Origin of the sequence: Rufibacter tibetensis (assembly GCF_001310085.1) — a bacterium.
Taxonomy (GTDB): Bacteria; Bacteroidota; Bacteroidia; order Cytophagales; family Hymenobacteraceae; genus Nibribacter; species Nibribacter tibetensis.
In genome coordinates, this window is the sequence record NZ_CP012643.1 from 1111633 (window position 1) to 1125552 (window position 13920).

At 46.5% G+C, this 13920-nt stretch carries 10 protein-coding genes; 5 read left to right on the forward strand and 5 right to left on the reverse strand.

Annotated elements, in window-relative coordinates; translation table 11 throughout:
- Positions 1–77 precede the first annotated feature (77 nt).
- Genes DC20_RS04345 through DC20_RS04355 form a run of 3 tightly spaced genes read left to right on the forward strand, consistent with a single transcriptional unit; the run spans position 78 to position 2490 of the window.
- The gene (locus DC20_RS04345; RefSeq protein ID WP_062542715.1) at positions 78–701 is read left to right on the forward strand and encodes a sugar transferase; all 624 of its coding nucleotides are present in this window, start codon (positions 78–80) and stop codon (positions 699–701) included.
- Complete coding sequence (locus tag DC20_RS04350) at positions 698–1357, forward strand: acetyltransferase (protein ID WP_062542716.1); 660 nt, start codon at positions 698–700, stop codon at positions 1355–1357. Before DC20_RS04345 ends, DC20_RS04350 begins: the two co-directional genes overlap by 4 nt.
- Positions 1354–2490 (forward strand): DegT/DnrJ/EryC1/StrS family aminotransferase, encoded by a 1137-nt coding sequence (locus tag DC20_RS04355; RefSeq protein ID WP_062542717.1) that lies wholly within the window; start codon positions 1354–1356, stop codon positions 2488–2490. The genes DC20_RS04350 and DC20_RS04355 overlap by 4 nt, the downstream gene beginning before the upstream one ends.
- A 161-nt stretch (positions 2491–2651) precedes the next feature.
- Here DC20_RS04355 and DC20_RS04360 read toward each other — a convergent pair whose 3' ends face one another.
- The gene (locus tag DC20_RS04360) at positions 2652–3236 is read right to left on the reverse strand and encodes a 50S ribosomal protein L25/general stress protein Ctc (protein ID WP_062542718.1); all 585 of its coding nucleotides are present in this window, start codon (positions 3234–3236) and stop codon (positions 2652–2654) included.
- Between the two features lie 52 nt (positions 3237–3288).
- Positions 3289–4221: a ribose-phosphate pyrophosphokinase gene (locus DC20_RS04365; RefSeq protein WP_062542719.1), complete on the reverse strand. Its 933-nt coding sequence runs from the start codon at positions 4219–4221 to the stop codon at positions 3289–3291.
- Positions 4222–4748: 527 nt separating this feature from the next.
- Here DC20_RS04365 and DC20_RS04370 point away from each other — a divergent pair.
- Both DC20_RS04370 and DC20_RS04375 read left to right on the forward strand, forming a co-directional pair.
- Positions 4749–7706 carry a SusC/RagA family TonB-linked outer membrane protein gene (locus DC20_RS04370; RefSeq protein WP_062542720.1) on the forward strand — a complete coding sequence of 986 codons (2958 nt, stop codon included), beginning with the start codon at positions 4749–4751 and terminating at the stop codon, positions 7704–7706.
- Positions 7707–7725: 19 nt separating this feature from the next.
- A complete protein-coding gene (locus DC20_RS04375) occupies positions 7726–9327 on the forward strand; it encodes a RagB/SusD family nutrient uptake outer membrane protein (RefSeq protein ID WP_062542721.1) in 1602 nt (533 codons plus the stop codon).
- A 539-nt stretch (positions 9328–9866) separates the two neighbouring features.
- Here the strand turns inward: DC20_RS04375 and DC20_RS04380 are convergent.
- The 3 genes from DC20_RS04380 to DC20_RS04390 form a co-directional block, all read right to left on the reverse strand.
- The gene (locus DC20_RS04380; RefSeq protein WP_218918734.1) at positions 9867–10592 is read right to left on the reverse strand and encodes a family 43 glycosylhydrolase; all 726 of its coding nucleotides are present in this window, start codon (positions 10590–10592) and stop codon (positions 9867–9869) included.
- Positions 10593–10719: 127 nt separating this feature from the next.
- Positions 10720–12459: a GH39 family glycosyl hydrolase gene (locus DC20_RS04385; protein ID WP_083470236.1), complete on the reverse strand. Its 1740-nt coding sequence runs from the start codon at positions 12457–12459 to the stop codon at positions 10720–10722.
- 385 nt (positions 12460–12844) lie between these two features.
- Positions 12845–13906, reverse strand: coding sequence for a glycoside hydrolase family 43 protein (locus tag DC20_RS04390; RefSeq protein WP_062542722.1), 1062 nt, complete (start codon positions 13904–13906; stop codon positions 12845–12847).
- Positions 13907–13920 lie beyond the last annotated feature (14 nt).

Below are 13920 nucleotides of genomic sequence, written 5' to 3' on the forward strand. Positions count from 1 at the left end.
CGTTTTGCCACTGGTTTTCAAAAATCAGGGGTAAAACAGGATTCTGTCAAACGTATTCTTTCCACCGGTCCGTCTCTATGTCTTATTTGCCCTACGGGAAACGCCTCTTAGATCTCTTGCTGGCCGGCATTGCCTTGCTGCTGCTTTGGCCTGTAATGGTGTTGGTGGCAGTGGTGCTGTGGATAGGCTTTGACGGACACATTCTTTTTAGGCAGCAACGCCCGGGTTTGCACGGAAAGCCTTTTTCTTTCTATAAATTCGTGACCATGACGCAGGCGCGGGACCAGCACGGCAACCTGCTGCCTGATGCGCAGCGCCTGACACCTTTAGGTAAATTCATCAGGAAAACCTCTTTAGACGAACTACCTCAATTGCTGAATGTGTTACAAGGGCAGATGAGCATCATAGGTCCGCGCCCGTTGTTGATGGAATATCTTCCACTTTACTCTCTTGAACAGGCGCGGCGGCACGAGGTAAAACCCGGCATAACGGGTTGGGCCCAGGTTAACGGGCGGAACCTGTTGCGTTGGGAAGAAAAATTCAGGTATGACCTCTGGTACGTAGAGCATGTTTCTCTGCGGGTAGATGCGCTTATTTTGTGGCGCACCATGAAGCATTTAGTGAAGCCTGAAGGCATCTCGGCCCCGGGCACAGCCACCATGGAGCGCTTCAACGGCTCCTCCAACTCATCTTCCTCATGAATACCGAAAAACAGAAAATTGCGATTGTGGGTGCCGGCGGACTAGGCAAAGAAGTTCTGATGCTAATACACCAGATCAATCATGTCACGCCTAAATGGAACGTAGTGGGGTTTTATGACGATGCTTCACCCGCCCACCCTGAGATTTGCGGCTATCCCTACTTAGGCACTGTGGAGGACCTGAATTCCATTGAAAAGCCTCTGCACGCGGTACTTGCCATTGGAAACTGCCAAGCCAAGACTGATGTAGCTGACAGATTGATCAACCCCTGCATCCATTTCCCGGTGCTGGTGCACCCCTCGGTGTTACATTACCCGGAGCAAAAGCTTTGCCTAGGCGAGGGCACCATTATCTGCCAGAACTGCGTGCTCACCACCAACGTCACCTTAGGCAGACACGTACTCTTGAATCTGGCTTGCACCATTGGCCATGATGTAGAGATAGGCGATTTTTGCTCATTGATGCCCCAGGTGGCGGTAAGTGGGTGCGTTAGATTAGGCACAGGCGTGTATGGAGGTACCAATAGCGCCATTTTACAGAACCAGAAAGTAGGGGCTTTCACTACCATTGGCGCGGGTGCCGTAGTTACAAAGAGTTTGCCCAGTTACTGCACCGCCGTAGGAGTACCGGCCCGTATCATTGAACAGATTGCATGAGCCAACCCTCAGATTTCATTTACCTCTCGCCTCCACACATGGGAGGCAGCGAGCAGCAATACATTCAACAGGCTTTTGACCAAAACTGGATTACCACAGCCGGAGCCAACGTCAACGGTTTTGAACAGGAACTAGCTACGTATACCGGGGTTTCTTCGGCGGCCGCCTTGGTTTCCGGGACCGCTGCCCTGCACCTGGCTTTGCTGGCTTTAGGCGTAGGACCCGGCGATGAGGTTTTCTGCTCTACCTTCACTTTTGTCGCCAGCACCAACCCTATCAGGTACGTGGTCGCAACCCCCGTTCTCATTGACAGCGAACCCACTACCTGGAATCTCTGCCCAACAGCTTTAGAAGATGCCTTTAAGGACCGCCAGAAGAAAGGAAAACTTCCCAAAGCACTGATGTTAGTGCATTTGTACGGAATGCCCTCCCACATGCAGGAAATCCAGGAAATCACCAACCGGTACGGAGTCCCTATCATTGAAGACGCTGCTGAGGCATTGGGCTCCAAATACAATGGACAATTTTTGGGCACTTTCGGGAAAGCGGGCGTTTTCTCTTTCAACGGAAACAAAATCATCACCACTTCCGGCGGTGGAGCACTGATATCTGATGATCCGGGCTTGGTAGAGCAGGCCCGTTGGTTATCCATGCAAGCCAAGGATAATCTACCCTACTACCATCATACTTCAATGGGCTTTAACTACCGTATGAGCAATATCTCGGCGGGCATTGGCCGCGGTCAATTAGAAGTGCTGGAGAAGCGGGTACAGCAAAAAAGAAAGGTGTTCGACACATATCGGCAACTTCTGCAGGACGTGGAAGAATTGGAATGGCACTTGGAGCCCGAAGGGTTTTATTCTAACCGTTGGCTCAGCTGTTTTACCATCAGGAAGGGAAGTTCTTTAACCCCAGAGGCACTTCGGCTTGAGTTGTTAGCGGTGAATATTGAAAGCCGTCCGCTTTGGTATCCCATGCACCTGCAGCCTTTATACAGGGAGTGCGATTATTTTGGAGCCCGGGTAAGTGATGATCTCTTTGCCCGGGGGCTTTGTCTTCCCTCCGGCTCAAACTTATCTTTTTCAGATCAGGAGCGGGTAGCGGACGCGGTTAGGAAAGCGTTTCTAAGCTGATTTTAGGAAAGAAGCATTAAAACGGATTAATTCTCACGATTGGTCAACCACAAGGAACCGCCCTTACGTTCTTAACTACTTTCTCCAAAATCGCCCAAAAACAGAAAATCCTGCCCTGCCAAGGCAGAACAGGATTTTCAAAAACTTCAGAAAACCAAAGACTATTTCTTGCCTTTTTTCTCTTCTGTCTGAGCGCTTTTCAGAGCTCTTGGGATGGTTACGGTAGCCACTGGTGAAAGTGGGTTCGTCAAGATAGCGTAGTTCGCAGGAGCGATTTTGTTCACTTTGATAGACTTACCTAACTCAAGGTCAGAGATGTCAACCGCAATTGAATCTGGCAGGTTAGCAGGAAGCGCTTTCACACGCAGCTTGCGCAACTTGGTTACCAGTTTACCACCGGCCATTACACCTGGAGAAGTACCCACGAAACGTACTGGCACATCAACTTTCACTTCTTTTTCGTCTTGCAGTAACAGGAAGTCCACGTGCAGCAACATTTCGTTTACTGGGTGGAACTGTAAGTCCTGCATGATGGCTTTGTAGTGCGTGCCTTCAATGTTCAAGTCAACCTGGTATACATCTGGTGAGTAAACCAAGTCACGGAACAAGATAGCTGGTGATGAGAAATGAACTTGCTCAGCACCGCCGTACAACACGCATGGAACTTGAGCTTCCTCACGAAGCGCTTTGGCTTCGGATTTACCGAGATTTGCTCTTTTAAACCCTATAATCTCTAAGCTTTGCATAATAATGAATATAAATAAAAAATGAAAAAACTACTCTGGGACTCCGCTCTTCTTAGATAAACAGGGAAGAGATAGAATCATGGGTAACTACGTTGCTAATGGCCCGGGCAAACAGTTCTGAGAACGTCAATACTTTGATTTTAGAGCTTTGCCGTTTTAAAGGAATGGTATCAGAAATAACTAATTCCTCTAATACAGAATTCTCAATGCGATCCACTGCTGGACCAGACAGTACCCCGTGGGTAGCAATGGCCCTTACGCTTTTCGCGCCTTTGTCACGCAACAACTCTGCGGCTTTGGTAATGGTTCCGGCAGTATCTACCAAGTCATCTACCAATACCACATCCATTCCGTCCACATCGCCAATCACCTGCATAGAAGCAATCTCGTTGGCGCGTTTCCGGTGCTTATCGCAAACAACCATTTCCACGCCAAATACTTTCGCGAAGCTTCTGGTTCTTACCACCCCTCCTACGTCCGGAGAAGCGAAAATCAGGTCATGTCCTAAGTTCAGGCTACGCAGGTAAGGCACAAAAATGGCAGAGCCATCTAAATGATCTACCGGGATGTCAAAGAACCCCTGGATCTGGCCAGCGTGTAAATCGCAAGTCATTAAGCGGTCAGCGCCTACGCACTGGATGGCGTTTGCCATTACTTTGGCTCCAATAGACACCCGCGGCTTGTCTTTCCGGTCCTGACGGGCGTACCCGTAGTAAGGCATCACCACAATCACTTTGTGCGCTGAAGCTCTTTTTGCGGCATCTACCAGCAGCATCAACTCAAATAAGTTGTCAGCCGGCGGAAAAGTAGATTGGATCAAAAACACCTCACATCCCCTAACAGACTCATTAAAGTGGACGGAGGTTTCTCCGTCTGAGAAATGCTGTACAGTCAGGTCACCAAGAGGCAAGCCATAGGCATCCGCCACTTTTTCAGCAAAGTATCTTGAGGCTGTGCCGGAGAAAATCTTAACTGTAGGATTCATGAGAAGAAGAGGTTGCCGAATGAAGTCGCAAAAATACTCCTAATTTTGATAGGCTCAAACCTAGAAGCTAAAAATAAAACAGTACTTTTTCAGGTACTTGTTGTTACTTTTACTGAATCCCGCTTTTCAAGCCACTCTCCCTAAGATTTTCATAATCACCTACTTACCTTTCTTTCTTTTATTTACTTCCTACTCTTAGAGACAAGCTGTCGTAAGGAAATTGCAAAGCTTCTGTTCCCCCAATCACTTTTGTAAGATGATCTGGTCGGAAAGCTGAAAGGCACTCTTTTCAGAAAGCATACCCCACCTAGCTGCTATTTAAGTTTTTACCCAATCCAAGAATTGTAAATAAAATTTCAAAATCTGTCTAATTGAGATGCAATCTCTCTCTATGATGGAAATGGCCTGTTCACCAGCTTGATCGGACCATTTGATGGTAAATCATAAGCCATACTAAGTAAATTTTCAACCTTTCACCTACAATCAGTTGAGACTTAATCCACAAACAAACCTTTACCAAGAATAGTATGAAACACTTTTTACGCGGGGGGCTAAGGTACCTCTTCTTAATTCCTATTTACTTTATAGCCTGTTCTGTAGCAGTGGCCCAAGGCATCACGGTACAGGGCAAGGTGACAGACGAGGGGGGCGCTGGCCTTCCTGGCGTAACGGTTCTATTAAAGGGAACCTCTACGGCTTCTCCTACTGATGTGAATGGCGTTTACAGCATAGATGTACCCACCGGAAACGGCACATTGGTATTCTCTTACATCGGTTTTCTCCCGCAGGAGGTCGTTATCAATAACAGAACCACCATTGATGTCCGGTTGGGAACCGATGCAAAAGCATTAGATGAAATAGTGGTAGTTGGGTATGGTACCCAGAAACGATCAGATATTACAGGTTCTGTGGCCTCCATCCCAAAAGACAGGCTTTCCAATCTTCCTGTTACGGACATCACCCAAGCCATACAGGGAACCACCGCGGGCCTAAGCATATCCCAAGGTTCGTCTGTGCCAGGTAGTTCAGGAACCATGCGGGTTAGAGGAGTCAACTCTCTTAGTGCTAATACCAGTCCATTTCTTGTAGTGGATGGCGTCCCATTCTTTGGAGCAATCAACGATCTCAATCCAAATGATATCGCCTCTATTGAAGTATTGAAAGATGCATCATCAGTAGCTATCTACGGTACACGTGGGGCGAATGGCGTTATCCTGATCACCACTAAACGCGGTACCTCTGGCAAACCTAGGGTGAGCTATAGCGGATATTATGGGGTAGAAGGTCTGGCCAATAAATTTGAACCCATGTCCCCGGAGGCTTATCTACAGAAGTACAAAGATTATATGATTGCCCAAAAACTGACTCAAAATCAAATCCTTCCAAACACTAGAGAGGTAGATGCCTATAATGCAGGCTTGACTACAGATTGGTTGGATGAAGCTACCCAAACAGGCAAAATCCAGGAACATAACCTTAGTGTAGCGGGGGGTACCGAGAATATCCAATATTATCTGGGTGGTGGCTACCTTACTCAAACCGGAGTAGTAAAAGGGTATCAATTTACCCGGGGAAGTATCCGAGCCAATTTGGATGCCACCGTTACTAACTATCTTAAAGTAGGAACTTCCTTGTTTTTCGCTGATAAGAATTCTGACGGTGGCCGGGCCAACCTTCTCAATGCCACTGCTATGAGCCCTTATTCAGTACCTAGAGATGCTTTGGGAAATTATGAGCTTTTTCCAATGCACCCGGAATTACTTTTCGCGAATCCGCTTTTGGGGTTAGTGACAGACAGAGTAGATAGAAATAAAAACCTGAACGGCAATGTCTATGCAGAAGTCTCTCCCGGTTTTGTTAAAGGACTAAAATACCGGCTAAACGCCTCCACTGTTTATACCATAGGAAGACAGGCCGGTTATACAGGACGTGCAGCTAATGACATGGTTGGTTCCGCTTATGCCAATAACAATGAAACCCAAAATTGGGTTGTAGAAAATATTCTTTCTTACAACAAAGACTGGGATAAACACCACGTAGATTTTACAGGTTTGTACAGTGCCCAAGAAAACAATTTTTTCACCTCTGGTGCTTCTGCTAATTCTTTTATCAACGACGAACTATCCTTTTATAATCTTGAAGCAGGAACAAATAGAACGTCTTCCTCCAGAGGAGAAAGAACTGCTCTTCTTTCACAAATGGGTAGGATTAATTACTCGTATGACAGCCGTTATTTATTGACGGTTACAGCAAGACGAGACGGTTTTTCTGCTTTTGGGGTAAATGACAAATATGCGGTGTTCCCTTCCATTGCCTTAGGCTGGAACATTGCCAATGAAGCTTTCTTTCAGAATGTCAGCTTTGTCAATCAGTTAAAACTAAGGGTTTCTCATGGCCAGGCTGGGAACCAGGCTGTTCCTGCTTATCGTACTGCCACACTGGCCAACTCTGTACGCATCCCCTTTGGAGGCACTAGTTCTATTGGTGTCTTGGCATCAGAATTAGGGAATGCTGGCCTGAATTGGGAAACCACAACCTCTACCAACATAGGCGTTGACTTCGGGTTCTTCCAAAACAGAATCAATGGTACTTTGGAAGTTTACCGGTCCCGCACCGAAGACCTCTTAGTTCGAAGAAACATCCCGGTCATCTCGGGGTATTCTAGAATATGGGACAACTTAGGCGAGTTGGAAAACCGTGGAATTGAATTTACCCTAAACACCATTAATATGGATGCCGGAAAATTCAGATGGGAAACCAACTTCAATATCTCGTCCAACAGAAACCAGATTGTAAGCCTTTACGGGGAGAAGAAAGATGACCTTGCCAACGGCTGGCTGATTGGCAGACCAATTGGAGCCATCTATAATTACCGAATGGTAGGAATTTGGCAGGCAGGAGAAGACAACTCTAAGACTGACCCAACCGCGAAACCAGGTGACATCAAATTTGAGGATATCAATAAAGATGGCGTTATCAATGATAATGACAGAACCTACATAGGCTCAACTCAACCTAAGTGGTACGGAGGTCTTACCAACACTTTCCATTACGGCAATTTCCACCTTAGTGTATTCCTGCAAACCTCTCAGGGATCTCTAAAAGGCAATCCGGATATTTTCTACGGAGATGAAGCTGGTAAGAGAAACATACCTGCCGCAGTAGGGTACTGGACACCTGAAAACATGAGCAACGAGTGGCCATCACTAAGCTACAGAAATCCCAGAGGCTACAATTTTGCGAGAGACAACAGTTACGTCCGTATCAAAGATGTACGGTTAAGCTACACTGTGCCTGGTGCTTTTCTAGAGAAGTATAAGCTTGGCAGCCTGACGTTGTATGCAGCAGGCAGAAACCTTTACACATTCACAGATTGGATAGGATGGGATCCAGAGAACAACCACTCCTCCAGAGGATCAGGAGATTGGACCAACAATTACCCGCTCACAAGAGCTTTCTCATTTGGTCTGAACCTTACCTTATAGTACTTTAAAAATAATTCCCATGAACAAGTATATAAAAGTTATAATTGGCGCTTGTATAAGCCTTCAGACGTTTACCGCCTGTGATAAGTCTTTTCTGGAGGAAGAAGTCCTGAGTTCCTACTCTCCCTCAACCTTAAGTGACCCAGCCGGCTTTGAGGCCTCTTTGATTGGCTTGTACAACCACCAAAGCACCTTATATTCCATGAGTGGCGCCCAAGGCTGGTTAGCTGTTTGGCAAGTTGGAACAGATATCACCTGGTCAGTGCAGCCACAAGGCATTGAACTTCCCTATGTAAACTACGCCACCTTAACCCCTTTAGACGGAGCCGCAGCAGATACCTGGAGATGGGCCTATGTGATGGTGAACAACACCAATGTGATCATTAAGAATATTGAGAATCCTGCCCTTACTGGTATTTCCGAAGATCAGAAAAAGAGGATAAATGCTGAAGCACGCTTTTTCAGGGGTTTTGCCTACAACCTGTTAGCTACTGCATTTGGTGCAGTTCCGTTAGTCACAGAGCCTCTAAGTGCCCCAAAGACTGACTTTGTAAGGTCTTCTTTAGCAGAAGTGAACAAGTTGATTGAAGACGATCTATTGTTTGCGTCTGCAAATCTTCAGGACGTTGGCACCACGAAAAAAACACAGGCAAGAGCAAATAAGTACATGGCCCACCAGCTTTTATCTGAAGCCTACCTGAGAATGGGAAAAAATGCCGAAGCGGAGGCTCAGGCTAACAATGTCATCAACAGCGGTAAATTCAGTTTGATAAAAGCCCGTTACGGAGTAAAGGCAAACCAACCAGGAGATCCGTTCTCTGATATGTTTATACCCGGAAACCAACGCAGAGACCAAGGCAACACAGAGGGTATCTGGGTAATGGAAGCGGAAAACCCCAGAGATGTTCCAGGGGGTATGACGGGTAACCCACAGCACCGCCGGATTTGGCAGGCCTCGTACCACAGCAGAAGAGGAATGCTTGCAGCCGATTCGCTTGGAGGACGTGGTATAGCCAGGATCAGACTTAACAACTTTGTTTTGTATGGCTTGTACGATAAACAGGACATGCGCAATTCAAAATACAGCATCCGCAGGGAATTCTGGTATAACGACCCAAAATTCGTTGACTACAAGAAGAAAGTACCTTACACAGGCCCCGATACCTTATTTATCATCAACCCATATATCACCAAGTGGAGTCACTTTGATCCACAAGATGTATTTGGGTTTGGGATGTGGAAGGATTTCATCCTGATGCGGCTAGGGGAAACGTACCTGCTGCGCGCTGAGGCACAGGTTAAACAAGGCAAAATGGCAGAAGCAGCTGCTTCTATCAATGTTCTGAGAGAAAGAGCGAATGCCCCTCGTGTTACAGCAGCAGATATGAACCTTGACTTTATCTTAGATGAAAGAATCAGGGAACTTATAGGTGAGGAGAACCGTCGCTTAACCCTTATGCGGACCGGTACCCTTGTGGAGAGAGCCATGCGATTGAATGGGAATCCACCTGTTAACCCTATTACGGGCCTTTCAAAAACACACCTTCTAATGCCTATTCCAAGAAATGAGATAGACTTAAATAAAGATGCTGTTCTGGAGCAAAACCCTGGGTACAACTAGAATAACGTCATTACAAAGCAAATAACAACTTTGTCATATTTAGTTGAAAGCAAGGCTTCTTTTTAGAAGCCTTGCTTTTTTGATTCTATCAGCAACATCATATCTCACTACACTTCAGTAATTTCCCAAGCATCTGAAATCCTTTCCCTAACTTCTAACATCCTCCTTCTAATGATGCATCCCTTCTAGGGCTTTGCGCAAAAAAAGAGTATAGACTTCCCCGGTATTATTACCTTACTATTGAAAAGAGAAGAACTTAAGTTTCATGTTTAGCACATTTGAAGTTCAAAATCCTCTTGATTGAAAAGGTTGCTCCCTAAAGGGTTATTTTCTCTTTCCTACTGGTTTTACCCCTTCGGTGGTCATCACTACCCGCTTCAAACTTCCATCTCGGTTGTACTCCAGGTAGTCAATGCAAATAGAACGGCTATAACTAGAACCACCAGTCTGGATGGCTCCATTATGGTAAATAAAGTACCATTTCCCTTTGAATTCTACAATAGCATGATGGTTAGTGTTGCTGTTCCCGGCAATCTCGTTTAGAATACCTTTGACGTGTAGGGCCCTTCAATTTTATCAGCCATGGCATATTCAATTTTCTCTGGAAACCCGGTTGCATAGGATAGATAGTATTTCCCTCTGTAGGTATGCACCCAAGGGGCTTCTGTAAAATTGAAATCCTTGAAATTAATTCTTTTGATTTCATCGTCAATCTCAATCATGTTCTCTTTGAGTTTGGCGTAATAGCACTCCCGGTTGCCCCAAAAAAGCCAGGTCTGTCCATCAGTATCTATAAACACAGCAGGGTCTATGGTAGCCCAGGAATGGCTGGAAGCAAAGCTGTCTTTATTTGTCAAAAGCGGTTTCCCCAAGGCATCTTTGAAGGGTCCTTCGGGCCGATCAGCAACGGCAACTCCGATGCCTGACCAGTTGGTGCTGATATACCAATAATACTTTCCGTTCCGCTCCACCACGTGGCCCGCATAGGCATCTCCGCTTTTTGCCCACGTGAAATCAGTTATTTTTAAAGGCACAGGATATTCATTCCAGTTCTTCAAATCAGTGGTAGAATAGACCAGCCAGTCTTTCATTTTATAGCCCTTCTGCCCGCCCTCAAAATCATGCCCTGCATACAGCCAAAGCGTATCTCCCTTTACCATTGCTGCCGGATCGGCTGTAAACTTATGGGTAATGATAGGATTGCCTTTGGCTTGAAAACGGAAAATATTTTCCTGCGACGTCTGAGCTACTGCGACAAAGCCCATTAGCAGGTAAGATGTTAGCAAAAGATATAATTGGAAGGTACTTCTCATTGTATGCGACTGTTCAACATGAAGGTCTTTCAAAAATTAATTTTCAAGTGCGTTTTTGATCTCCTCATAAAAAGCATCTTTACCATTGTAGTTTCAGAAGCGCAACACCTTGCCGCTCTAAAGACATATCTACTACTGCGGTGCCGTTTTTGATGGCGATTTTCTTAGGTGAGCCTGCCATCTGCAACTGGCCTGCTTTTTCCAATTCTTTGATTTGTTCTGCAGTAGGGTTCTTAGGTGACCCCATCTTTTTCCAAATTTCATAGGAGTTGCTGTGCTTGCTGTCTATGAGGTAGTAAGTTAATTTGGCTTTTTTTGCTTGTATCCCATTGATGCGCACCGCTACTGTTTCAGCCTCGCTTTTGATGTCATCGTCATGGTAGTTCCAAAGCATGACGGTTGCTTCCTTGGCATCTTTACAGGCTAACCCATTAATGTCGGTGAAGGATTTGTGAAAGCTAGAGTCAACGGCGGTTCGTAAACCATATGCCTGAGTTGAGCTTACATTCACTCTATCGCCTTTCATCATGCCAAACATGCGGAACACATTTAGCACCGGTTTATCTACACCGTTAGTGGCCAAATCCCTGAACCCATAAAACCAAGGCTGGTTCTCAAACTCAAACGACCAGGAAACAGCACCGGCAAAGTTCACCTTGTGCAGGTCGGCCAGCAGGTATTTGCGGGCAAAAGAGGCGGCGGTATAGCTGGAGTACATGGTGCCGTTCCGGTAAGCATTTTCGGGGTTGGTAGCCATGCCACAGGCGGCACATCCTTCCGGGTCAGATTCGCCAATGATTACTGGTAAGTTCTTAAACTGCGGGTAAGCATTCACAAATTTGAAACCTGCCTCTATGTCCCGTAACTGAGTACCCATGTTCATTCGCACGTGCCCATCCACCAGACGTGGCCCTCCTTTGGCGTGAAAAAGAATAGCATCAACCGGAGAGCCTTTTTTGCCGGTGGCATAGTTGGTGCCCTCCAGGCAGTGCTTGGCCCAGGCATGCAACCAATTCTGTGCTCCTCTCCCACCTGTGCCAGCTATATTAATCCCTCCTACTTTAGCGGTAGGCAAGGCTCGTTTAATCGCATCGGCGGTATAATCATACAATTTGAAGAACTCTTCCATAGAGCCTTTCCAGTAATGCCCGTTCGGCTCATTCCATGGCTCCCAGTACCAACTCTCTACTTCCTTTTGCCCGTAGCGCTCCACCGAATGCTTCACCCATTGGTATACCAGCTCCGCCCATTTGTTGTAATCTTTCGGTGGATAGGCCCAACCAGTGATAATGTCGGTGTAAGGATCGCCGGGCTTCCAATAATGCCGGTACGGTTCGGGGTTGGTAGAAAGGGCTTGGGGCATAAACCCTACCTGCGCCAAGGGCTTCATGCCTCTCTGGACAAACGTATCAAAAATACTGTCAATGATGCTCCAATTATAAATTGGATTCCCGGCAGCATCTTCGGTATAGGCGTTGGTAGAGCCCCACTTCAAGGCAGCTTCCCCGTTGCCGGTGACCAACAGGCTGTGGGTACGGACGTACACCGGCACGGGGCTTAATTGGGCAATTTCTGAAAGCAATTTCTTCCCGTCCTTCATGTAGGTATAGTTTGGCTCATCATAGCCAAACCAAGCCCAGGCCGGGTACATAGGACCAATAGGCTTCGTGAGATCAACCTGCATCGTTACTTTCTCTCCCTGGCTACCGCTTTTTGTTTGCGCGTTTCCTTTCTGTGATATGCCTCCTTGAACAAGTACCCATGTAAGGGCTATAATGATTGGTCTTATGTTCCAAACCGTGTAATTCTTTTGTTTCATGCCGTTTCGTTGAAAAATAAAACGATTGCTGGTGTACTGTTAAATTAATGCTTTGTACTTAAAGCGGTGCTACCATGTGTTTACCGTTTGATTTCAGATAAAAAATCAAAACCCGCGGTCTTTGTCTTTGTGAATAAAAGCTGGGGTGCTTACTGTTTTTTAGCCTCAATGCCTTTTTCGAACAATGAAGCGGGAACCCCAACCCATTTCTAACCTAAACGATCGGCTACTTCGCGCGTGATGCCAATTACTAATCCGTGGCGCGGGTTGAAGTTCTTGGTAAAGGACTCTGCCTTTTAGATTGCCTTTGCCTGAAGAAAATAGGCTGAACTAACCTTAAACAGCCTAGCAGCAAAAAGAGTAACTGCTTCATACCTGGGCAACTTTAAAACTTTTCTTTGTACCCCCAATGCTTAGCCAGGCGCTTCGCCTCTTTCTTGGTTAGATGCACAAAGGAGCTGTGCTTGGGAGAAGAAAAGTTAGTGGCTTTCATCACGCCTTCGTTGAAATGGCCCAGATGATTGAAGGTCTTGAAATCAGTAGTTTCGCTGAAACCGAAGTTATGGGGCTGAATGCCATAGATGTCGTAGACCAATACCCACTTTTCTTGCCCGATACGCTTGAACACGGTAGGCGCCTCGCAGGCCTTGGGTTCTGGATCATACCATTCTGGGTCGTACACATAACCGCTGTTAATGGAACTGGACACCGCCTGTTTAATACCCGGCGTGCCATCATGGGGCGTGTAAAACATGTGGTAGTTGTTTCCTACTTTGGTGATATCCGCATCTATGTACGTGATGTCTTTGGGGTATTGGAACAGCAACTCTGGCTTAGTCTCAAACTGGGTGAAATCATCATTCATGTACGCGTAGTACAGTTTGTTATGGCCGTTCCCGAAGCGCATGGTGTAGTAGAGCATCAGCTTCTTCTTGGCGGTATCGTAAATGACTTCGGGTGCCCAGGCGGCACCAATATCTCCCAACTCCGGGAAAGTCTGATCTACCCGCAGAATGGTACGGGTCCAGTTGATCAGGTCTTTTGACTTCATGAGCACCAGCGCCCGGTTGTTCCCCCAGCCGTATTGCCTGCCGTCACGTTGCCATTCTGTGTCACGGAACCCAGCTTTCTGGGCATAAATGTGAAGGTCGGTCATGGCCAGGTAAAACGTACCATCTGGCCCCCGCATGATATAAGGGTCCCGAATGCCCCGCTGCTCGGCAATGGTATCACCGGCTATGACAGGTTTGCCATTGTTTATATCTGTAAAGCTGTAGCCGTCTTTGCTCAGAGCAAAATACAGTCCGTGGGTATCGTCTTTAAAATACGCCATCAGGTAGGCCTTCATGTCCTTTTCCTGAGGCATTCTGGACTTCTTCTGAGCCACGGCTGTAGTACCTGCTATCAACAAGAAAACCGCTAGCAGTGTAAGGGAATGTCTTTTCATGGAGCTACTGCTTA

Excerpts from the sequence above, each read along its gene's own strand:
- DC20_RS04345 (WP_062542715.1), top strand. The coding sequence starts at position 78 with ATGTCTTATTTGCCCTACGGGAAACGCCTCTTAGATCTCTTGCTGGCC.
- DC20_RS04350 (WP_062542716.1), top strand. The coding sequence starts at position 698 with ATGAATACCGAAAAACAGAAAATTGCGATTGTGGGTGCCGGCGGACTA.
- DC20_RS04355 (WP_062542717.1), top strand. The coding sequence starts at position 1,354 with ATGAGCCAACCCTCAGATTTCATTTACCTCTCGCCTCCACACATGGGA.
- DC20_RS04360 (WP_062542718.1), bottom strand. The coding sequence starts at position 3,236 with ATGCAAAGCTTAGAGATTATAGGGTTTAAAAGAGCAAATCTCGGTAAA.
- DC20_RS04365 (WP_062542719.1), bottom strand. The coding sequence starts at position 4,221 with ATGAATCCTACAGTTAAGATTTTCTCCGGCACAGCCTCAAGATACTTT.
- DC20_RS04370 (WP_062542720.1), top strand. The coding sequence starts at position 4,749 with ATGAAACACTTTTTACGCGGGGGGCTAAGGTACCTCTTCTTAATTCCT.
- DC20_RS04375 (WP_062542721.1), top strand. The coding sequence starts at position 7,726 with ATGAACAAGTATATAAAAGTTATAATTGGCGCTTGTATAAGCCTTCAG.
- DC20_RS04380 (WP_218918734.1), bottom strand. The coding sequence starts at position 10,592 with ATGGGCTTTGTCGCAGTAGCTCAGACGTCGCAGGAAAATATTTTCCGT.
- DC20_RS04385 (WP_083470236.1), bottom strand. The coding sequence starts at position 12,459 with ATGAAACAAAAGAATTACACGGTTTGGAACATAAGACCAATCATTATA.
- DC20_RS04390 (WP_062542722.1), bottom strand. The coding sequence starts at position 13,906 with ATGAAAAGACATTCCCTTACACTGCTAGCGGTTTTCTTGTTGATAGCA.